Raw genomic sequence first — 22,780 nt, 5'->3', positions numbered from 1 at the left:
TGCAAAGATGCTGTATTACTTCTCGTTCAGACCGAGTTTCTTCTCCAGATAGTGGATGTTTGTTCCACCATTCTGGAAGTGCTCGTCGCTCATGATACGCATCTGCAGATCAACGTTGGTTTTGATACCGTCGATGATCAGCTCCTGCAGGGCATTTTTCATGCGGGCAATCGCCACGTCACGGTTTTCGCCGTAGCAGATAAGCTTGCCGATCATTGAGTCATAGTACGGCGGTACGGTGTAACCAGCGTAGATATGCGACTCCCAGCGTACACCAAAGCCACCCGGCGCGTGGAAACGCGTGATTTTACCCGGGCTTGGCAGGAAGGTGTTCGGGTCTTCGGCGTTGATACGGCATTCTACCGCATGGCCTTTCACCACAACTTCTTCCTGCTTGATGGACAGCGGCTGGCCTGCAGCGATACGCAGCTGTTCTTTGATCAGGTCAACGCCGGTGATCATTTCGGTAACCGGGTGTTCAACCTGAATACGGGTGTTCATCTCAATGAAGTAGAACTCGCCGTTTTCGAACAGGAACTCGAAGGTACCTGCACCGCGATAGCCGATATCGACACACGCTTTGGAGCAACGCTCGCCGATGTAGCGACGCAGTTCCGGGGTAATACCCGGTGCGGGTGCTTCTTCGACCACTTTCTGGTGACGACGCTGCATGGAACAGTCACGTTCTGCCAGATAGATTGCGTTACCCTGACCGTCAGCCAGCACCTGAATTTCGATGTGGCGTGGGTTTTCCAGGTATTTTTCCATGTACACCATGTCGTTGCTGAAAGCGGCTTTCGCTTCAGCTTTGGTCATGGAGATGGACTGAGCCAGTTCAGCGTCGCTGCGCACAACGCGCATACCGCGACCGCCGCCGCCGCCGGACGCCTTGATGATCACCGGGTAGCCAATGCGTTTAGCATGAGCACGGTTAGCATCCATATCGTCGGTCAGAGGGCCGTCAGAACCTGGTACGGTTGGAACACCGGCTTTTTTCATTGCGGTGATGGCAGACACTTTGTCGCCCATCAGGCGAATGGTGTCAGCTTTCGGGCCGATGAAGATAAAGCCAGAGCGTTCAACCTGCTCAGCAAAGTTGGCATTCTCAGAGAGGAAGCCGTAACCCGGATGAATTGCCACCGCGCCGGTGATTTCAGCGGCGCTGATGATAGCCGGGATGTTCAGATAGCTTTTTACGGACGGAGCCGGGCCAATACAGACCGTCTCATCCGCCAGCAATACGTGTTTTAAATCGCGATCCGCGCTTGAGTGCACAGCGACAGTCTTGATGCCCAGTTCTTTACAGGCACGAAGAATACGCAGTGCGATCTCGCCGCGGTTGGCGATAACAATTTTATCCAGCATGTTCGCCTCGTTACTCGATGACGACCAGCGGCTCGTCAAATTCAACCGGCTGACCACTTTCGACCAGAATCGCTTTCACAGTACCTGATTTGTCTGCTTCGATCTGGTTCATCATTTTCATCGCTTCAACGATGCACAGGGTATCGCCTACGTTGACTTTCTGACCCACTTCGATGAACGCCTTCGCGTCCGGGCTCGGGGTGCGGTAGAAAGTACCAACCATTGGGGAACGTACGATGTGACCACTGATTTCTGCTGCAGCGGCAGGTGCGGCTTCAGCTGCTGGCGCAACGGCTGCGGAAAGCGCAGGCTGCTGCACTGGCGCAGCATAAGCTTGCTGCATTACCGGGAAGCTAGCGGCTGGTGCTGCACGGCTGATGCGTACAGACTCTTCGCCTTCAGAAATTTCCAGTTCGGAGATGCCTGATTCTTCAACCAGCTCGATCAGTTTTTTAATCTTACGAATATCCATGAGTGGGTTCCGTACTCTTGTTTAGTTTGATTGTGACAAGCGTTTTACCGCTGTCTGTAAAGCGTATGAATAGCCGTCAGCACCCAGTCCGCAGATAACGCCGGCAGCGATATCCGACAGATACGAATGGTGGCGGAACGGCTCTCGGGCGTGCACGTTACTCAGGTGGATCTCGATAAACGGGATACTCACCGCGAGCAGTGCGTCGCGGATAGCAACACTGGTGTGCGTAAACGCGGCCGGATTGATCAGGATATAGTCCACATTGTCTTTAGCCTGATGAATACGGTCGATGAGTGCGTACTCCGCGTTTGACTGAAAATGATCCAAATCCACATTGAGCGACGCGGCTTCCGTTCCCAGACGGTTAACAATTTCACCCAATGTCAGCGTGCCGTACTTCTCAGGCTCGCGGGTACCGAGCATGTTCAGGTTCGGTCCGTTTAAAACTAAGATATGGAATTTATCAGCCATTGTGCTGCTATCTCCTGCGATTTTCCGGTAAAAAACAAAATATACCTTCGAAACGCAATTGTCACCTTTTCAGAGGCCTAAACCTGCTGTCGGGGGAACCAAAGTCGCACATTATAACGATTTCGTAGCATTTGGCAGCTAAATACTGGTCTTATCAGGGAAGATTATCAACCGCTATCCGAAAAAGATTTGCGGTTGACGGGGAATCTGCGGGAAAACGCACAGTTTCGCGAACTATCGCAACCACTGGCGGAACTTCTTGTAACGCCATGCTAAAAGCGCCACGGCCGCCAGCGCATACAGGATTGGCTGGGGCGAGAGGATCTTCACCGACCATAGATAATGGATGGGTGCGAGGATCGCGACAAGATAGACGAAGTTGTGCAGCAGTTGCCAGCGTCTGCCCAGTTTGCGCTGCGCATATTGCGTGGATGTCAGTGCTAGCGCCAGTAAAACCAGCCAGCTCACGATACCCAGCGTCAGATAAGGACGCGTCACCAGTTCACGGCCAAGCAGTGTCAGATTGTTAATTCCCAGTTCCAGTAGGGCGTAGCTGGTGAGATGCAGCGTCGCCCAGGCAAAACACCATAGCCCCAAAAGCCGACGAGTTCGTATCAATAATGGCTGTTTAGCGTAGCGCGCCAGCGGCGAGACGAGCAAGGTTGCCAGCAAGAATTTCAGAGCCATCCTACCCGTAAAGTGCTGGATATCCTTTGCCGGGTCGGCACTAAAGAGTCCCTGGCTGACGGCCCAGAACAGCCAGATAAAAGGAAGCAACCCGGCTAAGTGGAGCAGCACTTTCAGCCAGGTTATCTGCTTTGCCGTTAAACGCACTCAGAAGTTCTCCCGTAAATTGAGACCACGGTAAAGTGAAGCCACTTCATCCGCATAACCGTTAAACAGCAGCGTCGGTTGGCGCTTCACGTCCAGCGCACCGCCGGAACCGATAAAACGCTCGGTTGCCTGGGACCAGCGTGGATGATCCACATGCGGATTCACATTGGCGAAGAAACCGTATTCGCCCGGGGCGGCCAGATTCCAGGTGGTTGGCGGACGTTCGCGGGTGAGCTTAATGCTGACAATAGATTTAATCCCTTTGAAACCATATTTCCACGGTACGGTTAAACGAATGGGGGCACCGTTTTGCGGTGGAAGCGCTTTGCCGTAAACGCCAACGGTCAGCAGGGTAAGCGGATGCATCGCTTCGTCGAGGCGTAACCCTTCTACATAAGGATAATCAAGCCCGCCACCGATAAACCGGTCTTTCTGCCCAGGCATCTCGTCAGGAGCATAACGCGTCTGGAAAGCGACATATTTTGCGTTGCTGGTGGGCTCCGCCATTGCCAGCAGTTTATGCAGCGGGAAGCCGATCCACGGCACCACCATCGACCAGGCTTCCACACACCGCATGCGGTAGATACGCTCTTCGAGCGGGAAGCGGGTGGTGAGTTCGTGATGGTCCAGCGTCAGGGGTTTTGCCACTTCACCTTCAATTTTCAACGTCCACGGATCGGTTTTGAGGCTTCCCGCATTGGCGGCAGGATCGGCCTTGTCGAGGCCGAATTCGTAGAAGTTGTTATAGCCGGTGACTTTATCTTCCGGTGTGAGCGTCAACGTGTTTTGCCACTGGGCCGGTTTGGTAAAGGTGAGTGGTGCGCCGGAAGGGGCTTTCGGCCTGTCGTTGCCTTTAAACCAGTCGAGCAGGTCGGCGTGTGCCGTTGGGGAAAGCGTCAGTGCGGTAGCGCTGATACCGAGCATTTTCAGGATCTGGCGGCGCTGTAACATAAAGACAGATTCAGACGTTACGTCGGCTTCCGTCAGTTTTCTATTTTTCATGGCATCCTCCGTCATGCGTTTTTCTAAGCATGACGGAGGAGAAGGATTCGCGCGAATATGTCACGAAAATTTGAAGATTAGGCAATTTTCACCAGCGCGCGACCGTGGAACTGGTTGTCCATGATCTTACTGGCATATTCCGGTGCCTGGCTGAGGCTAATTTCCGTTGCGCTCTGGGTATAGAAGGATTCAGGCAGATCGCGCACCAGGCGTTCCCAGACTTCATGACGACGGGCCGCTGGCGTCATCACGGAATCGATCCCCTGCAGGCGAACGTTACGCAAAATGAATGGCATCACCGTCGTTGGCAGGGCAAATCCTCCTGCCAGACCGCAAGCTGCCACGCAACCGCCATAATTCATCTGCGCCAGCACTTTCGCCAACACTTTGTCACCGACGGTATCCACCGCCCCTGCCCAGACCTGTTTTTCCAGTGGGCGGGTTTCGGCAAACTCGTCGCGGCCAAGTATGCGGTTAGCGCCGAGCTGGCGCAGGTAATCGTGGGTGCTTTCACGACCAGAAACAGCGGCGACCTGATAACCCAGTTTGTGCAGCAGCGTGACTGCTGTGCTACCCACGCCACCGCTGGCGCCGGTCACGACAATTTCACCTGATTCCGGGCGGATGCCCGCATCTTCCAGCGCCATCACGCACAGCATGGCGGTAAAGCCTGCTGTACCAATGATCATTGCTTTGCGGCCATCCATCCCCTTCGGCATGGGGACCAGCCAGTCACCCTTAACACGCGCCTGCGTTGCCAGACCACCCCAGTGGTTTTCACCTACGCCCCAGCCGGTGAGCAATACCTGCTGGCCGGTATGGAAACGCGGATCTTCGCTGGTATGAACCCGGCCAGCAAAATCAATACCGGGTACCATAGGGAAATTTCGGATGATTTTCCCTTTGCCGGTGATAGCCAGTGCATCTTTATAATTTAAACTGGACCAGTCGATGTCGACGGTGACTTCGCCTTCCGGTAAGCGACTCTCTTCAACGGGTTGCACTGAGGCAAGCGTTTTGCCGTCCTGCTGTTCTAAGATCAAAGCCTGCATACGGGGTCCTCATGACTCGGATGATTGGAAAATAATTTCTGAAGACTATACTCGCTCAGGGAAAAGCAATGTCGATTTAACGCAATAAATTGCCAGTTACAGCCGATTTGATAGTATGCCGCATTTGAAATGCAAGTTAGCGCTTACTCGCTACCCCATCAACCTACGGAGTAATCTCAAGGATGCGATTAACGACGAAGTTCTCAGCTTTTATTACCTTGCTGACGGGGCTTACCATTTTTGTCACGCTGCTCGGCTGCTCTCTGAGCTTTTATAACGCCATTCAGGACAAGCTGGTCAACCGGGTCCAGGCTGTTGCTTCGGTGATTGATGTTCGTCTGCTGACGACGCCGCTGCCGGCACTTTCCCGTGAACTGGATGAGTTGATGGCACCTGTTGATATTGTTCAGATAGACATTCAGCAGGGAAAGCATCGGGTTTTTAGCCATATACGGCAGGAAAGTTATCGGCCGGCAGGTGTGGTGAGCCAGTATCGGGAAGTGACTGTGCACTCGCTTAAAAATCCTGGGATGACCCTGCACATGGTCTACCTTGATCCGATGGCCAGTTATTTCCGCTCCATGATGACCACTGCGCCACTCACCGTTGCTGTTGCGTTTATCGTCCTGCTTATTTTTCTTGCTGTCCGCTGGCTGCGCCGCCAGCTCTCCGGTCAGGAACTGCTGGAGGTGCGCTCCGTGCGGATCCTTAACGGTGAACGCGGTCCGCAGGTGCGTGGCTCAGTCCATGAATGGCCTGCACGCGCCAGTAGCGCGCTGGATACGCTGCTCTCAGAAATCCAGTTCGCCAGTGACCAGCGCAGCCGTATGGATACGCTGATCCGCTCTTATGCCGCCCAGGATAATAAAACCGGCCTTAACAACCGCCTGTTCTTTGACAACCAACTGGCCACGTTGCTTGAGGACCCGGAAAAGGTGGGGACGCACGGGGTGGTAATGATGATTCGCCTGCCTGACTTCGATCTCCTGCGCGACACCTGGGGACAGCGGGTTGCGGAAGAAAATCTCTTTACGCTAATCAACCTGCTCTCCACCTTTATTATGCGTTACCCGGGGGCACTGCTGGCCCGATATCACCGCAGCGATTTTGCCGTATTGTTGCCGCATCGCACGTTAAAAGAGTCGGAAAGCATCGCCAGCCTGCTGCTGAAGGCGGTGGATGCACTGCCGCAGAGCAAAATGCTCGACAGGGACGATATGGTGCATATGGGGATCTGTGCCTGGCGCGGCGGGCAATCGACAGAACAAGTGATGGAACACGCGGAAGCGGCGACCCGCAACGCCGTGTTACAAGGGGCGAACGGATGGGCGGTTTATGACGACTCGCTGCCGGAAAAAGGGCGTGGCAATGTGCGTTGGCGAACGCTGATCGAGCAAATGCTCAGCCGCGGCGGGCCACGTATTTATCAAAAACCTGCAGTCATGAAAAACGGTCATGTCCATCACCGTGAATTGATGTGCCGTATTTTTGACGGCACAGAAGAAGTCATCTCTGCGGAATATCTGCCGATGGTACTGCAATTTGGGCTATCCGAAGAGTATGACCGGCAGCAAATTAGCCGCTTGATTCCTTTTTTATCCTTCTGGCCTGAAGAAACCCTGGCATTACAGGTCACCGTAGAGTCGTTAATACGCCCACGTTTTCAGCGCTGGCTGCGTGATACATTAATGCAATGCGAAAAATCGCAACGCAAACATATTATTTTTGAACTTGCTGAGGCGGATGTAGGTCAACACATCAGCCGGTTGCGCCCGGTGGTACGTTTGATCAATGCGCTCGGCTCGCGTGTAGCCGTTACGCATGCCGGGTTAACGCTGGTCAGTACTAACTGGATCAAAGAGCTGGATGTGGAGTTATTAAAGCTACATCCGGGGTTGGTGAGGAATATTGAGAAGCGCACGGAAAACCAGCTGCTGGTACAGAGTCTGGTTGAAGCGTGCAAGGGAACGCGAACGCAAGTATTTGCCACAGGTGTGCGCTCCAGAGGCGAATGGCAGATGTTAACAGAGCGCGGTGTTACCGGTGGTCAGGGGGATTTTTTTGCCGCCTCTCAGCCGCTTGACACTAACGTGAAAAAATATTTGCAAAGATACTCTGTTTGACCTGCCGTTTACGCTGTTTTCACGTAGAATATCGCGCCTGTAGCTTTGAGTATGTCGAGCAAAAAGCCAGTGAACGACCTTTAACGGGTTACAAATGTCAGTGAGGGACGCTGCTGTTGACTCAGCCCTGAGGGAATCAGGGATCAATTTTGTAACATCAGGAAACGTACTGCACAAATTTTCACCGTTGCAGATGATTTTTGCGCCTTGTCGCTGCTGCGTGTGGTTGGTAAAGTAAGCGGATTTTGTTTTCCGCCCCAGCTTTCAGGATTATCCCTTAGTATGTTGAAAAAATTTCGTGGCATGTTTTCCAATGACCTGTCCATTGACCTGGGTACCGCGAATACCCTTATTTATGTAAAAGGACAAGGCATCGTATTGAATGAGCCTTCTGTTGTGGCCATTCGTCAGGATCGTGCAGGCTCGCCGAAAAGCGTCGCTGCAGTGGGTCATGACGCGAAGCAGATGCTGGGTCGTACCCCTGGCAACATCGCCGCCATTCGCCCAATGAAAGACGGCGTTATCGCTGACTTCTTCGTGACTGAAAAAATGCTTCAGCACTTCATCAAGCAGGTTCACAGCAACAGCTTCATGCGCCCAAGCCCGCGTGTTCTGGTGTGTGTGCCGGTTGGCGCAACCCAGGTTGAGCGTCGCGCAATCCGTGAATCTGCCCAGGGTGCAGGTGCTCGTGAAGTGTTCCTGATTGAAGAGCCAATGGCTGCGGCAATTGGTGCAGGTCTGCCTGTGTCTGAAGCAACGGGTTCAATGGTGGTGGATATCGGTGGTGGTACCACTGAAGTCGCCGTTATCTCTCTGAACGGTGTGGTCTACTCCTCTTCTGTACGTATCGGCGGTGACCGCTTCGATGAAGCCATCATTAATTATGTGCGCCGTAACTACGGCTCTCTGATCGGTGAAGCCACTGCAGAGCGTATCAAACACGAAATCGGCTCTGCGTATCCGGGCGATGAAGTGCGTGAGATTGAAGTACGCGGCCGTAACCTGGCTGAAGGTGTTCCACGTGGCTTTACCCTGAACTCCAACGAAATTCTGGAAGCACTGCAGGAACCGCTGACCGGCATCGTAAGCGCGGTAATGGTTGCGCTGGAACAGTGCCCGCCAGAACTGGCGTCCGATATCTCCGAGCGCGGTATGGTTCTGACCGGTGGTGGTGCGCTGCTGCGTAACCTCGACCGCCTGTTAATGGAAGAGACAGGTATTCCTGTCGTAGTTGCAGAAGATCCACTGACTTGCGTCGCCCGTGGTGGTGGCAAGGCGCTGGAAATGATCGACATGCACGGCGGCGACTTGTTCAGCGAAGAGTAGTCATTGTGAAAGGGTAGCGCATCGCTACCCTTTCTCTCTGACGCGAGAATACGCATAGCCTATGAAGCCAATTTTTAGCCGTGGCCCATCGCTACAGTTTCGCCTCATTCTGGCGGTTCTGGTGGCGCTTGGGGTCATTATTGCCGATAGCCGCCTCGGTACGTTCAGTCAGATCAGAACGTACATGGATACCGCCGTCAGTCCTTTCTACTTTGTATCAAATGGTCCCCGCGAACTACTCGACTCCGTTTCTCAAACGCTGTCTTCGCGTGACCAACTCGAACTCGAAAACCGGGCGCTACGCCAGGAACTGCTGCTGAAAAACAGCGAGCTGCTGATGCTGGGGCAATACAAGCAGGAAAACGCGCGTCTGCGTGAACTGCTCGGCTCGCCGCTGCGTCAGGATGAGCAGAAGATGGTGACGCAGGTGATCTCCACCGTAAACGATCCTTACAGCGATCAGGTTGTGATCGACAAAGGTAGCGTGAACGGTGTGTATGAAGGTCAGCCAGTCATCAGTGATAAAGGCGTTGTGGGCCAGGTTGTTGCCGTGGCCAAACTGACCAGCCGCGTTCTGCTGATTTGCGATGCTACCCATGCGCTGCCGATTCAGGTCCTGCGTAATGACATTCGCGTGATCGCCGCCGGTAACGGTTGTACGGACGATCTGCAACTGGAACACCTGCCAGCGAACACGGATATCCGTGTCGGTGACGTTCTGGTGACCTCCGGTCTGGGTGGACGTTTCCCTGAAGGCTATCCGGTTGCGGTGGTCTCTTCGGTGAAGCTCGATACTCAGCGTGCCTATACCGTGATTCAGGCGCGTCCAACCGCAGGTTTACAGCGTCTGCGCTATCTGCTGCTGCTGTGGGGCGCCGATCGTAATGGTGCTAATCCGATGACACCTGAAGAGGTGCATCGTGTGGCGAATGAGCGTCTGATGCAGATGATGCCGCAGGTTCTCCCGCCTGCGGATTCCATGGGGCCGCCTGCGCCAGTCCCGGCGCCAGCAACAGGATTAACGCAGCCGCTGCCGGATGCGCCACCACCGCCTAAACTCTCTTCGGGAGGGCAGTAGTGGCAAGTTATCGTAGCCAGGGACGCTGGGTCATCTGGCTCTCGTTTCTCATTGCGCTGTTACTGCAGGTTATGCCCTGGCCGGATGACATTCTTGTTTTCCGGCCAAACTGGGTGTTACTCATTTTGCTCTACTGGATCCTTGCCCTGCCGCATCGCGTAAATGTCGGCACAGGTTTTGTGATGGGTGCCATACTGGATCTCATTAGTGGCTCTACGCTTGGCGTGCGCGCGTTGTCCATGAGCATTATTGCGTACCTCGTCGCACTTAAATTCCAGCTCTTTCGTAACCTCGCGCTCTGGCAACAGGCCCTGGTGGTGATGTTGTTGTCGCTTGCTGCGGATATTGTTGTTTTCTGGGCAGAGTTTTTAGTGATCAACGTCTCTTTCCGACCGGAAGTGTTCTGGAGTAGTGTAGTAAACGGTGTGCTCTGGCCGTGGTTATTCCTGCTGATGCGTAAGATTCGCCAGCAGTTTGCCGTGCAATAAAAGGTTTCTATGACGTCTTTGTATCTCGCTTCTGGCTCCCCGCGCCGTCAGGAACTCCTGACGCAGTTAGGGGTATCTTTTGAACGCATCGTGACCGGCATTGAAGAAAAACGTGCTGAGGGCGAAAGTGCTCAACAGTACGTGTCTCGCCTTGCGCGCGAGAAAGCGCAGGCTGGCGTAGCCAGTGTGCCACGTGACCTTCCGGTGCTGGGGGCAGATACCATCGTTATTCTTAACGGTGAAGTGCTTGAGAAACCGCGCGACGCCGATCATGCGGCGCGTATGCTGCGCAAAATGTCCGGACAAACGCATCAGGTGATGACGGCCGTCGCACTGGCAGACAGCCAGAATGTGCTGGATTGCCTGGTCGTGACGGATGTGACATTCAGAGTACTTACCGACGACGAGATCACCGCTTACATTGCCAGTGGTGAACCGATGGATAAGGCAGGTGCATACGGTATTCAGGGGCTGGGTGGCTGTTTTGTCAGGAAGATTAATGGCAGCTATCACGCCGTAGTCGGCTTACCGCTGGTGGAAACGTATGAGTTGCTGAGCAATTTTAACTCACTGCGTGAGGGAAGGGATAATTATGACGGCTGAATTGTTGGTAAACGTAACGCCATCGGAAACCCGTGTGGCCTACATTGATGGTGGCATTCTTCAGGAAATTCATATTGAGCGCGAAGCGCGACGCGGAATAGTAGGCAATATCTACAAAGGTCGTGTCAGTCGTGTACTACCGGGTATGCAGGCGGCTTTTGTAGATATTGGACTGGATAAGGCGGCATTTTTACATGCCTCCGATATCATGCCGCACACCGAGTGCGTTGCAGGTGAAGAGCAAAAGCAATTTGCCGTCCGCGATATTTCTGAACTGGTGCGTCAGGGTCAGGATCTGATGGTACAGGTGGTGAAAGATCCCCTCGGCACCAAAGGTGCCCGTCTGACCACCGACATCACTTTACCTTCCCGTTATCTGGTCTTTATGCCCGGCGCATCGCACGTGGGCGTTTCGCAGCGTATTGAGAGTGAAACCGAGCGCGAGCGTCTGAAGAAAGTGGTCAGCGCCTACTGCGATGAACAGGGTGGGTTTATCATCCGTACCGCAGCGGAAGGGATCAGCGAAGAAGACCTGGCGTCTGATGCGGCTTACCTGAAGCGCGTCTGGACCAAGGTGATGGAGCGTAAAAAACGCAACCAGACCCGCTACCAGCTCTATGGTGAGCTGGCGCTTGCTCAACGTGTTCTGCGTGATTTTGCCGATGCACAGCTCGACCGTATTCGCGTGGATTCCCGCCTGACCTATGAAGCCCTGCTGGAGTTTACCGCTGAATACATCCCCGAGATGCCTGGCCTGCTGGAGCATTACTCTGGGCGTCAGCCGATCTTCGATCTCTATGATGTCGAAAACGAGATCCAGCGTGCGCTTGAGCGCAAGGTTGAACTGAAGTCTGGTGGGTATTTGATCATCGATCAGACCGAAGCGATGACCACCGTTGATATCAATACCGGGGCGTTTGTTGGTCACCGTAACCTGGATGACACTATCTTCAATACCAACATCGAAGCGACGCAGGCGATTGCGCGCCAGCTTCGTCTGCGCAACCTGGGCGGCATTATCATCATCGACTTTATCGATATGAGTAATGAAGACCATCGCCGCCGCGTGCTGCACTCGCTGGAGCAGGCGCTGAGTAAAGATCGTGTGAAAACCAGCATCAACGGTTTCTCGCAGCTCGGGCTGGTGGAAATGACGCGTAAGCGTACCCGTGAAAGCGTTGAACATGTACTGTGTAATGAATGTCCAACCTGCCATGGACGCGGAACGGTAAAGACGGTTGAGACCGTCTGCTACGAAATCATGCGCGAAGTCGTGCGTGTTCATCATGCCTACGACTCCGATCGTTTTCTGGTCTATGCTTCCCCTGCGGTGGCTGAAGCGTTGAAAGGCGAAGAGTCGCACGCGCTGGCGGAAGTGGAAATCTTTGTCGGCAAACAGGTAAAAGTACAAATTGAACCGCTCTATAACCAGGAGCAGTTTGACGTCGTGATGATGTAAGCGCAGTACGCTGCGTGACGAATGCTGACAAGGAGAGATGCGTGAGGCGATTGCCGGGGATTTTATTGCTTACAGGGGCAACGCTGGTCGTGATTGTCGCGTTGCTCGTGAGCGGGCTACGCCTCGTATTACCGCATCTGGACAGCTGGCGTCCGCAGCTGCTGGCGAAAATCGAATCCACTACCGGCGTGCCGGTAGATGTAAGCCAGATCAGTGCTAACTGGCAGAATTTTGGCCCGACACTCGATGTCCGGGATATCAACGCCAGCCTGAAAGATGGCGGCTACCTGAAAATCAAACGCGTGACCCTGGCGCTGGACGTCTGGCAAAGCCTGCTGCATCTTCGCTGGCAGTTTCGCGATCTCACCTTTTATCAACTCCAGTTTTTGACCAATACGCCGCTGTCGGGTGGTGACAGTAGCCAGGGTCTTGAAGCCAACCATTTCAGCGATCTCTTCCTGCGTCAGTTCGATCATTTCGATCTTCGTGACAGCGAAGTGAGCTTTATTACCCTTTCTGGCCAGCGCGCTGAACTGGCGATCCCCCAGTTGACCTGGTTGAATGGCAAGGATCGACACCGCGCCGAGGGGCAGGTGAATCTCTCCAGTCTGAACGGTCAGCACGGCGTGATGCAGGTGCGCATGGATCTGCGAGACGACGATGGCTTGCTCAACAACGGCAAGGTATGGCTTCAGGCCGACGATGTGGATGTAAAACCGTGGCTGGGAGACTGGCTTCAGCAAAATATGCAGCTGGAAACCGCCCGTTTCAGCCTTGAAGGCTGGATGACCCTGACGAAAGGCGAATTTGCCAGCGGTGATATCTGGTTGAAGCAGGGGGGAGCGAGCTGGAAGGGAGAAAAACAGCAGCATCAGCTTTCCGTTGATAACCTCACCGCGCACGTGACGCAGGAGAAAGGGGGCTGGCAGTTTGCCATTCCAGACACGCGCATCACCATGGACAACAAACCGTGGCCGCGCGGCGCGCTGACGCTTGCCTGGATGCCTGAGCAGGATGTCGGCGGTGTGGAAAGTAAACGCAGCGATGAGTTGCGTATTCGCGCCAGTAACCTGGATTTGGCCGCAATAGAAGGCCTGCGCTCAATGGCGACGAAGCTCTCTTCAGATCTCGGGGAAATCTGGCTGGCCACGCAGCCGAGCGGAAAGATCGATACGCTGGCGCTGGATATTCCGCTCCAGGCGACGGAAAAAACCCGTTTTCAGGCAACCTGGAAAGATCTTGCCTGGAAGCAGTGGAAGTTACTGCCGGGCGCGGAGCACTTTAGCGGCAAGCTGGAAGGCAGCGTAGAAAACGGCAGGCTGACGGTCGATATGCATGACGCCAAAATGCCTTACGAGACGGTCTTCCGCGCGCCACTGGAAATTGAACAAGGCAGTGCGGTACTTAACTGGCTCAAGAACGATAAGGGCTTCCAGCTTGATGGCCGCCATATCGACGTAAAAGCCAAAGCCGTACATGCGCGCGGTGATTTTCGCTATCTGCAACCAGAAGGTGATGAGCCGTGGTTGGGTATTCTGGCCGGGATCAGTACCAACGATGGTTCTCAGGCCTGGCGCTATTTCCCGGAAAACCTGATGGGGAAAGCGCTTGTGGACTATCTGAGCGGCGCGATCCAGGGCGGACAGGCGGAGAACGCCACGCTGGTCTATGGCGGTAACCCGCATCTTTTCCCGTACAAACATAATGAAGGTCAGTTCCAGGTACTGGTGCCGTTGCACAACGCCACCTTTGCGTTCCAGCCGGGCTGGCCCGCGCTGAAAAACCTGGATATCGAACTTAACTTCCTCAATGACGGATTATGGATGAAGTCAGACAGCGTCGCGCTGGGCGGTGTGACGGCCAGCAATCTGACGGCAAACATCCCGGATTATTCAAAAGAGAAACTGCTCATTGATGCGGATATCAACGGTCCAGGGAAAGCGGTAGGACCGTACTTTGAGGAGACGCCGTTGAAAGAGTCGCTGGCGGCGACGCTTCAGCAACTGCAGCTTGATGGCGATGTGAATGCTCGCTTACATCTCGATATCCCGCTGGACGGTGAGATGACCACCGCCAAAGGTGATGTCCGTCTGAAGAATAACAGCCTGTATATCAAACCTCTTGAAAGTACGCTGAAAAATCTCAGTGGGCAGTTCAGCTTTGTGAACGGTAACCTGAAGAGCGAGCCGCTCACTGCCAGCTGGTTTAATCAGCCCGTAAATATCGACTTTACGACCACCGAGGGTGAAAAGGCGTATCAGGTGGCTGTCAATCTCGACGGTAACTGGCAGCCAGCGCGTATGGATGTCCTGCCGAAACCGATTGAAGGGTCAGTGGATGGCTCGGCATCCTGGAAGGGGAACGTGGCAATTGAGCTACCTTATCACGCTGGCGCGCATTATAAGGTCGACATTACGGGTGACCTGAAAAACCTTCATAGCCAGCTACCTGCACCGCTGGATAAGCAGGCCGGACTGCCGCTGCCAGTAAAGCTTAACGTCGATGGTAACCTGAACAGCTTCGAGCTGACCGGAAGCGCGGGCGGGACAAACCACTTCAACAGCCGCTGGCTGCTCAACCGCAAACTCACTCTCGACAAAGCCATCTGGACAACTGATAGCCGCTCGACACCGCCGCTGCCGGAGCAGACTGGCATTGAGCTGAATCTCCCGCCTTTGGACGGTGCTGAGTGGCTGGCGCTGTTCCAGAAAGGTGTTGGACAAAACGTTGATGAAACCGCTCAGTTCCCGCAGACCATTACCGTACGCACGCCGTCACTAATGCTGGGGGGACAGCAGTGGAACAACCTGAGTATTGTCTCTCAGCCAACGCCTAACGGCACGAAAGTCGAGGCTCAGGGCAGAGAGATCAATGGCGCACTGACCATGCGCAATCATGCGCCGTGGCAGGCGGCGATCCGCTATCTCTACTACAACCCGGCAAGCACCACGATCGGGAAAGATAAACCGGCAGAGACGTCACCGCTGAGTAAAACCGCTCGCGTCGATTTTAACGGCTGGCCCGATCTCCAGTTGCGCTGTGCTGAATGCTGGCTGTGGGGGCAAAAATATGGCCGTATCGACGGTGATTTCGCTATTCAGGGAAATACGCTCACGCTCACCGGTGGCCTGGTCGATACCGGTTTTGGACGCATGACGGCCGCAGGCGAATGGGTGAATAACCCGGGCGAGCAGCGTACCTCCCTGAAGGGTGACATTAAAGGCAACAAGCTGGATGCCGCGGCCAATTTCTTTGGCATTACCACGCCGCTTCGCGGTTCGTCATTTGATGTTGATTACGATCTTCACTGGCGTGCCGCGCCGTGGACGCCGGATGAAGCCTCGCTCAATGGCATTCTGAAAACCCGCTTCGGTAAAGGTGAAATCGCCGACGTGAGCACGGGGCGCGCCGGGCAGATCCTGCGTCTGCTGAGTTTTGATGCGCTGCTGCGCAAGCTGCGCTTCGATTTCAGTGACACATTCAGCGAAGGTTTCTACTACGATTCCATTCGCAGCACGGCGTGGATCAAGGATGGCGTTCTGCATACGGACGACACGCTGGTGGACGGCCTGGAAGCGGATATCGCGATGAAAGGCTCGGTCAATCTCGTGCGTCGAGAGTTGGATATGGAAGCCGTGGTGGCACCGGAAATTTCCGCGAGCGTTGGCGTGGCAGCGGCCTTTGTGGTGAACCCGATTGTTGGTGCGGCGGTGTTTGCCGCCAGTAAAGTGCTGGGTCCGCTATGGAGCAAGGTTTCCATTCTGCGCTACCACATTACCGGCCCGGTAGATAAACCGCAGATTAATGAAGTGCTGCGCCAGCCGCGCAAAGAAGCACAGCAATGATTTGACGTGGGCAGGTAATTGCCTCACTCTCAATAAATACGATCTTTATACCGCCACAGGCGGCAACGAACGAGTAGCAATACGATGAGTCTGAACCTGGTAAGTGAACATTTGCTCGCAGCGAACGGCCTGAGTCATCAGGACCTGTTCTCCATTCTTGGTCAACTGACCGAACGCCGTCTCGACTACGGCGATCTCTATTTCCAGTCGAGCTATCACGAATCCTGGGTTTTAGAAGACAGCATCATCAAAGACGGCTCTTATAACATCGACCAGGGCGTCGGTGTCCGTGCCGTTAGCGGCGAGAAAACCGGTTTTGCTTATGCCGATCAGATTAGCCTGGCCGCGCTGGAGCAGAGTGCTCAGGCTGCGCGTACCATTGTGCGTGATACCGGCGATGGTCGTGTGAAAACGCTGGGTGAAGTGCAGCACTCTGCGCTCTATACCAGCATTGATCCGCTGCAGAGCATGAGCCGCGAAGAGAAGCTGGATATCCTGCGCCGCGTGGACAAAGTGGCGCGTGCTGCCGATAAGCGTGTGCAGGAAGTCTCTGCCAGCCTGAGCGGCGTCTATGAGCTGATTCTCGTTGCGGCGACGGACGGTACTCTGGCCGCGGATGTTCGTCCACTGGTCCGTCTCTCCATCAGCGTGCAGGTCGATGACGACGGCAAACGCGAGCGCGGCTCAAGCGGCGGTGGCGGCCGTTTCGGCTATGACTGGTTCCTGGGCGATGTTGACGGTGAAGCACGCGCTGACGCGTGGGCAAAAGAAGCCGTGCGCATGGCGCTGGTGAATCTGAATGCCGTCGCGGCGCCGGCGGGGACATTCCCGGTCGTTCTGGGGGCTGGCTGGCCGGGTGTTCTGCTGCACGAAGCGGTGGGCCACGGTCTGGAAGGTGACTTTAACCGTCGTGGTACATCCGTATTCAGCGGCCAGATGGGGCAGCTTGTCTCGTCTGAGCTTTGCACGGTGGTGGATGATGGAACCATGCGCGATCGCCGTGGCTCGGTGGCTATCGACGATGAAGGTACGCCTGGCCAATACAATGTGCTGATCGAAAACGGTGTGCTGAAAGGCTACATGCAGGACAAACTCAACGCGCGCCTGATGGGCGTAGCGCCAACGGGTAACGGCCGTCGTGAGTCCTATGCACATCTACCGATGCCGCGTATGACTAACACCTATATGCTGCCGGGAAAATCCACACCGCAGGAGATTATCGAATCCGTCGATTACGGTATCTTCGCGCCAAACTTTGGCGGCGGTCAGGTGGACATCACCTCCGGTAAATTTGTCTTCTCTACCTCAGAAGCGTACTTGATTGAGAAGGGTAAAGTGACCAAAGCGGTGAAAGGTGCGACGCTGATTGGCTCCGGTATTGAAGCCATGCAACAGATTTCCATGGTCGGTAACGATCTGAAGCTGGATAACGGCGTGGGCGTCTGCGGTAAAGAGGGGCAGAGCCTGCCGGTTGGCGTAGGCCAGCCGACGCTGAAAGTCGACAATTTGACGGTGGGCGGCACTGCCTGATCTGACGATGCATAAAAAAATGGCGCTACAGAGGTAGCGCCTTTTTTTTAACGTAAGTTACCCAGCGGTATTTCCGGATCGGGCTCGTGCGTGATGCGGTTACGCAAATCACGACGAATGATTTCGATCGACCAGAACCAGACTAAATGACCCACGATTTCTGAGACGTGTTCGTACCATGGAAGTTCGAACAGCGGCGGTGTCAGACCCATCAGCGGGAAGGAGATCATGTGGACAAAAAGCTGGGCTAACGCACCCGCCAGCAAACCTTGCCAGAGTTTAATTTTCGGGAAGACTTCCGCAACTACACAATACCCTACGGCGAAGACGATTGAGAAAATAATATGTGTTACGCCGACCCAGTTAAATATATGTCCGGCGAATGTATAAACCGCCGCGTTAGGATCGACGACGCCCAGCCAGTCGCGTAAAAATACATAAGGCGGATTGAGAAAATTACGCGAGCAGTCAATCTGAGTTGCGGCTCTTATTAATTGCTCTGGTCCGCATGCGGCAGTGAATAAATCACCAGGGCTACGTGGTGGAAGTGGCACCTCCGCTCCCCATTTCACGAATGCAGAGACAATCCCTGCGATCAAACCAATGAACGCGGCGAGTCCATAGCGCCTGCGCGAAGGTGGTGTTTGTTCAAATATATTCATTTCTTTTCCTTGTTCAATGTCATCCTGCGGAATACATTTTATTATTCATATCAGTAACAAATTAATAACAGTCTGAGTGCCAGACTTCTAATAAGGTAAGGGGAGGGTAACGGAAGTGTCAATTAGCTATTACTGATAGTGGTGAGGGAATATTCCTGAATGAATGTGCATCTCATCCAGGACATATTCATATAATATATGCTTATCCGCGATAATCAATTATTCCTTACTTCTTCCTCGCATCCCCTGAAACAGCTCCGCCACGTCCACAAAATAGTCTGTCAGATAGTTAATACACACCTGCACCTTGAGTGGTAGCTTGTCTTTTTCTGTGTACAGGGCGTATACCGGGCGCGGATCGGACTGGTAGCGAGGGAACAGGATCTCCAGTACACCGCTGTTGATTTCGTTGATCACCCACATCAACGGCACGTAGGCGATCCCGGCTCCTGCCACTAACCAACGCGAAATGGTCATTGGATCGTTGGTGATAAACCGGCCTTCTGGCAGCAGTCTGGTGGAGAGCCCTTCCGGAGCAATCAGTTCAAATTCATTGTCGGGTCGAACGCTGTATTCCAGCCATGAGTGGTTGGTGAGATCGGCGGGTTTCTCAGGGACACCGTACTGCGCCAGATAGCTTTTCGAGGCGCAAACGACCATCGGCATACTGCCCAGCCTGCGCGAGAAAAGGCTGGAATCCTGCAATGCCCCAACGCGGATCACCACGTCCAGCCCGTCAGCAATCAGGTCCGGCGCAGGGATACCCGTTACCAGATTCACGGTTAATCCTGGATACTCTTTCAGCATGTCCGCTGTCATGGCAGCGAGGACATTTTGTGCCATAGTTGAAGAACAACCGATGCGCAGTGTGCCGATAGGTGTGTTGTTGAAAGCATAGAGTTGTTCGTGGACATCCTGCACTTCAAGCAGCATGCGGCGACAACCCTGATAGTAAATTTTACCCGCTTCTGTCAGCCCGATGCTGCGGGTACTGCGATTGAGCAGCTTGACCTGAAGCTCATCTTCCAGTTTGGACACCGTCTGGCTGATTGAAGAGACACTCATCTGAAGCTGGCGTGCAGCAGCGGTAAAAGAGCCCAGTTCAACCACTTTGGCGAAGACTGACATGCGTTTTAAACGTTCCATTGTTCACTCTGGCTTAAAAGTGATTTAGATCACATATTATAGATAACAGCATAACAGTTACGTTAATATATTATTAATTACTTAACGGCTGCGCCATTCTCGCCCGGCATTTCTTGCTCTTCTGCGATGGCGTGCGCTAAAAAATTCTGTAGCCTGCACTCTCTCTTATCAAGGTCAACATGAGTCTGTTTCCCGTTATCGTGGTGTTCGGTCTGTCGTTCCCACCGATATTTTTCGAGCTTCTTTTATCACTGGCGATCTTCTGGCTGGTGCGCAAGGTGCTGGTTCCTACCGGGATCTACGATTTCGTCTGGCACCCTGCATTGTTCAATACCGCGCTGTATTGCTGCCTGTTTTACCTGATATCGCGCATGTTTGTCTGAGGTTGATGTGAAAACACTAACAAGAAAAATCTCCCGAACCGCCATCACAATGGCACTGGTTATCCTCGCCTTCATCGCTATTTTTCGGGCCTGGGTCTATTACACGGAGTCACCGTGGACACGCGATGCGCGTTTCAGCGCCGATGTCGTGGCCATAGCCCCCGACGTGGCCGGTCTTATCACGGCGGTCAACGTTCACGATAACCAGCTGGTGAAAAAAAATCAGGTTCTGTTCACCATCGACCAGCCTCGCTACCAGAAAGCACTGGAAGAAGCGGAAGCTGACGTGGCCTATTATCAGGCGCTGGCGGCAGAGAAACGCCGTGAGGCAGGCCGCCGTAACCAGTTAGGTATTCAGGCCATGTCCCGCGAAGAGATCGACCAGTCCAATAACGTGCTGCAAACCGTGCTGCACCAGATGGCCAAAGCGCAAGCGACGCGCGATCTGGCAAAGCTCGATCTGGAGCGCACCGTGATCCGCGCGCCAGCCGATGGCTGGGTCACTAACCTTAATGTCTATGCCGGTGAATTTATCACTCGTGGCTCAACGGCCGTGGCGCTGGTTAAACAGAACTCCTTCTACGTGCTCGCTTATATGGAAGAGACCAAACTGGAAGGCGTACGTCCGGGTTATCGTGCCGAAATTACACCGCTTGGCAGTAACCGCGTCTTTAAAGGTACCGTCGACAGCGTCGCGGCAGGGGTGACCAACGCCAGCAGTTCTAAGGATGCAAAAGGGATGGCGACAGTGGACTCCAACCTGGAATGGGTGCGTCTGGCTCAGCGTGTGCCGGTGCGTATCCATCTGGACGAACAGCAGGGGAATGTGTGGCCTGCGGGTACCACGGCGACGGTGGTGATTACCGGCGCTAAAGACCGGGATGCCAGCCAGGAGTCGATCTTCCGTAAAATTGCCCACCGTCTGCGCGAGTTTGGCTAATCGCTATGGGTATCTTCTCCATCGCCAACCAACACATTCGCTTCGCCGTGAAGCTGGCGTGTGCCATCGTGCTGGCACTGTTTGTTGGCTTCCACTTCCAGCTTGAAACCCCGCGCTGGGCGGTGCTGACGGCGGCAATTGTCGCGGCTGGTCCAGCATTTGCGGCCGGTGGTGAACCTTACTCTGGTGCGATCCGCTATCGCGGGATGCTGCGTATCATTGGGACGTTTATCGGCTGTTTCGCGGCGCTGACCATTATTATTTTGATGATCCGCACCCCACTGCTGATGCTGATGGTGTGCTGTATCTGGGCGGGCTTCTGTACCTGGGTCTCGTCTCTGGTGAAAGTGGAAAACTCCTACGCCTGGGGACTGGCGGGTTACACCGCGCTGATTATCGTCATTACTATCCAAAGCGAGCCGCTGCTTGCGCCACAGTTCGCCGTGGAGCGTTGCAGTGAGATTGTGATTGGTATTGTTTGCGCGATTGTTGCTGACCTGCTTTTCTCCCCTCGCTCTATCAAGCAAGAGGTGGATCGCGAGCTGGATGCGTTGATTGTTGCCCAGTACCAGCTGATGCAGCTCTGCATCAAGCATGGTGACAGTGAAGAGGTGGATAAGGCCTGGAGCGGGCTGGTACGTCGCACGCAGGCGCTGGAAGGGATGCGCAGTAACCTTAATATAGAGTCTTCGCGCTGGGCCCGGGCTAACCGTCGCCTTAAAGCCCTCAATACGGTCTCCTTAACGCTGATTACCCAGGCGTGCGAAACCTATCTGATCCAGAACACCCGTCCGGAAGTGGTGACCGATACGTTCCGCGAGCTGTTTGCCGAGCCGGTGGAAACCGTGCAGGACGTGCATAAGCAGCTTAAGCGCATGCGGCGGGTCATTGCCTGGACAGGGGAACGCGACACACCAGTGACCATCTACACCTGGGTCGGGTCCGCGACGCGCTACCTGCTGCTGAAACGCGGCGTGGTTAGCAATACCAAAATCAGCGCTACGGAAGAAGAGGTGCTGCAGGGAGAAGTGGTGATTAAGGCGGAATCTGCCGAGCGTCATCACGCGATGGTCAACTTCTGGCGCACGACGCTCGCCTGCATGCTCGGTACGCTGTTCTGGTTGTGGACAGGCTGGACGTCCGGCAGCGGTGCAATGGTGATGATTGCCGTTGTGACTGCACTGGCGATGCGTCTGCCCAACCCGCGTATGGTCGCCATTGATTTCCTGTATGGCACCATTGCCGCCTTGCCGATAGGCGCGCTCTATTTCCTGGTGATCATCCCGTCCACGCAACAGAGCATGTTGCTGCTTTGCATAAGCCTGGCGGTGATGGCGTTCTTTATCGGTATAGAAGTGCAAAAGCGCCGTCTGGGATCGTTGGGGGCGCTGGCCAGTACGATTAACATCATTGTGCTGGATAACCCGATGACCTTCCATTTCAGCCAGTTCCTCGACAGCGCATTGGGTCAGCTGGTGGGGTGTTTCCTGGCAATGATGGTTATTCTGCTGGTGCGCGATAACTCACAGGCAAGAACGGGCCGTGTATTGTTGAACCAGTTTGTTTCCGCTGCCGTGTCGTCGATGACCACCAATACCGCACGTCGCAAAGAAAACCACTTACCGGCGCTCTATCAGCAGCTGTTTTTACTGCTGAATAAGTTCCCGGGTGACATCGCTAAGTTCCGGCTGGCATTAACCATGATCATCGCGCACCAGCGTCTGCGTAACGCACCTGTGCCGATCAACGACGATCTGTCGGCTTTCCACCGTCAGCTACGCCGCACTGCCGACCATGTACTTTCCGCGACCAGCGATGACAAACGCCGTAGTTACTTTACGCAACTGCTTGAAGAGCTCGATATCTACCAGGAGAAGCTTAAAGTCTGGGAAGCTCCGCCTCAGGTAACCGAGCCAGTAGGACGGCTGGTGTTTATGCTGCACCGCTACCAGAATGCCCTCACAGATAACTGACTGAAGTAAAAAAGCCGACGCCAAA

General features: G+C 54.3%; 19 protein-coding genes. 11 read left to right on the top strand and 8 right to left on the bottom strand.

Annotation, left to right across the window (positions count from 1 at the left end; genetic code table 11):
- Window positions 1-15 precede the first annotated feature (15 nt).
- From accC to ACJ9Y9_RS21675, 6 genes are all read right to left on the bottom strand, one after another.
- Window positions 16-1,365: an acetyl-CoA carboxylase biotin carboxylase subunit gene (accC, locus tag ACJ9Y9_RS21700; protein ID WP_023333644.1), complete on the bottom strand. Its 1,350-nt coding sequence runs from the start codon at window positions 1,363-1,365 to the stop codon at window positions 16-18.
- Between the two features lie 10 nt (window positions 1,366-1,375).
- Complete coding sequence (accB, locus tag ACJ9Y9_RS21695; protein WP_010436174.1) at window positions 1,376-1,837, bottom strand: acetyl-CoA carboxylase biotin carboxyl carrier protein; 462 nt, start codon at window positions 1,835-1,837, stop codon at window positions 1,376-1,378.
- A 21-nt stretch (window positions 1,838-1,858) separates the two neighbouring features.
- Entirely contained in the window at window positions 1,859-2,311 is a 453-nt protein-coding gene (gene aroQ, locus ACJ9Y9_RS21690) for a type II 3-dehydroquinate dehydratase (protein ID WP_028016989.1), read from the bottom strand.
- A gap of 234 nt (window positions 2,312-2,545) precedes the next feature.
- Window positions 2,546-3,145 (bottom strand): protein-methionine-sulfoxide reductase heme-binding subunit MsrQ, encoded by a 600-nt coding sequence (msrQ, locus tag ACJ9Y9_RS21685; RefSeq protein WP_028016990.1) that lies wholly within the window; start codon window positions 3,143-3,145, stop codon window positions 2,546-2,548.
- Window positions 3,146-4,147 (bottom strand): protein-methionine-sulfoxide reductase catalytic subunit MsrP, encoded by a 1,002-nt coding sequence (msrP, locus tag ACJ9Y9_RS21680; protein ID WP_028016991.1) that lies wholly within the window; start codon window positions 4,145-4,147, stop codon window positions 3,146-3,148. It abuts the gene before it with no gap.
- A 77-nt stretch (window positions 4,148-4,224) separates the two neighbouring features.
- Window positions 4,225-5,199, bottom strand: a complete 975-nt coding sequence (locus tag ACJ9Y9_RS21675; RefSeq protein ID WP_028016992.1) for an MDR family oxidoreductase — start codon at window positions 5,197-5,199, stop codon at window positions 4,225-4,227.
- Between the two features lie 182 nt (window positions 5,200-5,381).
- Between ACJ9Y9_RS21675 and csrD the strand changes: the two genes are divergently transcribed.
- The 8 genes from csrD to tldD all read left to right on the top strand — a co-directional run bounded on the left by csrD (window position 5,382) and on the right by tldD (window position 17,651).
- Window positions 5,382-7,322 (top strand): RNase E specificity factor CsrD, encoded by a 1,941-nt coding sequence (gene csrD, locus ACJ9Y9_RS21670; protein WP_028016993.1) that lies wholly within the window; start codon window positions 5,382-5,384, stop codon window positions 7,320-7,322.
- Window positions 7,323-7,604: 282 nt separating this feature from the next.
- A complete protein-coding gene (gene mreB / locus ACJ9Y9_RS21665; protein ID WP_000913396.1) occupies window positions 7,605-8,648 on the top strand; it encodes a rod shape-determining protein MreB in 1,044 nt (347 codons plus the stop codon).
- Between the two features lie 61 nt (window positions 8,649-8,709).
- The gene (mreC, locus tag ACJ9Y9_RS21660; RefSeq protein ID WP_023309400.1) at window positions 8,710-9,726 is read left to right on the top strand and encodes a rod shape-determining protein MreC; all 1,017 of its coding nucleotides are present in this window, start codon (window positions 8,710-8,712) and stop codon (window positions 9,724-9,726) included.
- On the top strand, window positions 9,726-10,214 hold the full coding sequence (mreD, locus tag ACJ9Y9_RS21655) for a rod shape-determining protein MreD (RefSeq protein WP_028016994.1): 489 nt from the start codon (window positions 9,726-9,728) through the stop codon (window positions 10,212-10,214). The genes mreC and mreD overlap by 1 nt, the downstream gene beginning before the upstream one ends.
- Before the next feature lie 9 nt (window positions 10,215-10,223).
- Window positions 10,224-10,817, top strand: coding sequence for a nucleoside triphosphate pyrophosphatase (locus tag ACJ9Y9_RS21650; protein ID WP_028016995.1), 594 nt, complete (start codon window positions 10,224-10,226; stop codon window positions 10,815-10,817).
- Window positions 10,807-12,276, top strand: coding sequence for a ribonuclease G (gene rng / locus ACJ9Y9_RS21645; RefSeq protein WP_028016996.1), 1,470 nt, complete (start codon window positions 10,807-10,809; stop codon window positions 12,274-12,276). The genes ACJ9Y9_RS21650 and rng overlap by 11 nt, the downstream gene beginning before the upstream one ends.
- Window positions 12,277-12,317: 41 nt before the next feature.
- Complete coding sequence (gene yhdP / locus ACJ9Y9_RS21640) at window positions 12,318-16,121, top strand: AsmA2 domain-containing protein YhdP (RefSeq protein WP_028016997.1); 3,804 nt, start codon at window positions 12,318-12,320, stop codon at window positions 16,119-16,121.
- Between the two features lie 84 nt (window positions 16,122-16,205).
- A complete protein-coding gene (tldD, locus tag ACJ9Y9_RS21635; protein WP_028016998.1) occupies window positions 16,206-17,651 on the top strand; it encodes a metalloprotease TldD in 1,446 nt (481 codons plus the stop codon).
- Window positions 17,652-17,698: 47 nt separating this feature from the next.
- Here tldD and ACJ9Y9_RS21630 read toward each other — a convergent pair whose 3' ends face one another.
- Window positions 17,699-18,313, bottom strand: a complete 615-nt coding sequence (locus tag ACJ9Y9_RS21630; RefSeq protein ID WP_028016999.1) for a YagU family protein — start codon at window positions 18,311-18,313, stop codon at window positions 17,699-17,701.
- 219 nt (window positions 18,314-18,532) lie between these two features.
- Window positions 18,533-19,459 (bottom strand): HTH-type transcriptional activator AaeR, encoded by a 927-nt coding sequence (aaeR, locus tag ACJ9Y9_RS21625; protein WP_028017000.1) that lies wholly within the window; start codon window positions 19,457-19,459, stop codon window positions 18,533-18,535.
- A gap of 179 nt (window positions 19,460-19,638) precedes the next feature.
- Here aaeR and aaeX point away from each other — a divergent pair, with 179 nt between their 5' ends.
- The 3 genes from aaeX to aaeB are packed head-to-tail and all read left to right on the top strand — an operon-like array spanning window position 19,639 to window position 22,755.
- Window positions 19,639-19,842 (top strand): p-hydroxybenzoic acid efflux pump operon protein AaeX, encoded by a 204-nt coding sequence (aaeX, locus tag ACJ9Y9_RS21620; protein WP_003860416.1) that lies wholly within the window; start codon window positions 19,639-19,641, stop codon window positions 19,840-19,842.
- A 7-nt stretch (window positions 19,843-19,849) separates the two neighbouring features.
- Entirely contained in the window at window positions 19,850-20,782 is a 933-nt protein-coding gene (gene aaeA, locus ACJ9Y9_RS21615; protein ID WP_028017001.1) for a p-hydroxybenzoic acid efflux pump subunit AaeA, read from the top strand.
- A 5-nt stretch (window positions 20,783-20,787) separates the two neighbouring features.
- Window positions 20,788-22,755 (top strand): p-hydroxybenzoic acid efflux pump subunit AaeB, encoded by a 1,968-nt coding sequence (gene aaeB, locus ACJ9Y9_RS21610; RefSeq protein WP_028017002.1) that lies wholly within the window; start codon window positions 20,788-20,790, stop codon window positions 22,753-22,755.
- The last annotated feature ends 25 nt before the right edge of the window (window positions 22,756-22,780 follow it).

Source organism: Enterobacter sp. CPE_E1241, assembly GCF_045618265.1.
Taxonomy (GTDB): domain Bacteria; phylum Pseudomonadota; class Gammaproteobacteria; order Enterobacterales; family Enterobacteriaceae; genus Enterobacter; species Enterobacter adelaidei.
Note: the sequence above shows the minus strand (reverse complement) of the source record. Positions and strands in the feature narration are given on the sequence as shown.

Bases quoted from the DNA above. Each gene is read 5' to 3' on its own strand.
- ACJ9Y9_RS21675 (WP_028016992.1), bottom strand. From the start codon at position 5,199: ATGCAGGCTTTGATCTTAGAACAGCAGGACGGCAAAACGCTTGCCTCA.
- tldD (WP_028016998.1), top strand. From the start codon at position 16,206: ATGAGTCTGAACCTGGTAAGTGAACATTTGCTCGCAGCGAACGGCCTG.
- ACJ9Y9_RS21630 (WP_028016999.1), bottom strand. From the start codon at position 18,313: ATGAATATATTTGAACAAACACCACCTTCGCGCAGGCGCTATGGACTC.
- accC (WP_023333644.1), bottom strand. From the start codon at position 1,365: ATGCTGGATAAAATTGTTATCGCCAACCGCGGCGAGATCGCACTGCGT.
- accB (WP_010436174.1), bottom strand. From the start codon at position 1,837: ATGGATATTCGTAAGATTAAAAAACTGATCGAGCTGGTTGAAGAATCA.
- mreB (WP_000913396.1), top strand. From the start codon at position 7,605: ATGTTGAAAAAATTTCGTGGCATGTTTTCCAATGACCTGTCCATTGAC.
- rng (WP_028016996.1), top strand. From the start codon at position 10,807: ATGACGGCTGAATTGTTGGTAAACGTAACGCCATCGGAAACCCGTGTG.
- csrD (WP_028016993.1), top strand. From the start codon at position 5,382: ATGCGATTAACGACGAAGTTCTCAGCTTTTATTACCTTGCTGACGGGG.
- aaeB (WP_028017002.1), top strand. From the start codon at position 20,788: ATGGGTATCTTCTCCATCGCCAACCAACACATTCGCTTCGCCGTGAAG.
- aaeR (WP_028017000.1), bottom strand. From the start codon at position 19,459: ATGGAACGTTTAAAACGCATGTCAGTCTTCGCCAAAGTGGTTGAACTG.
- ACJ9Y9_RS21650 (WP_028016995.1), top strand. From the start codon at position 10,224: ATGACGTCTTTGTATCTCGCTTCTGGCTCCCCGCGCCGTCAGGAACTC.
- aaeX (WP_003860416.1), top strand. From the start codon at position 19,639: ATGAGTCTGTTTCCCGTTATCGTGGTGTTCGGTCTGTCGTTCCCACCG.
- aroQ (WP_028016989.1), bottom strand. From the start codon at position 2,311: ATGGCTGATAAATTCCATATCTTAGTTTTAAACGGACCGAACCTGAAC.
- msrP (WP_028016991.1), bottom strand. From the start codon at position 4,147: ATGAAAAATAGAAAACTGACGGAAGCCGACGTAACGTCTGAATCTGTC.
- mreC (WP_023309400.1), top strand. From the start codon at position 8,710: ATGAAGCCAATTTTTAGCCGTGGCCCATCGCTACAGTTTCGCCTCATT.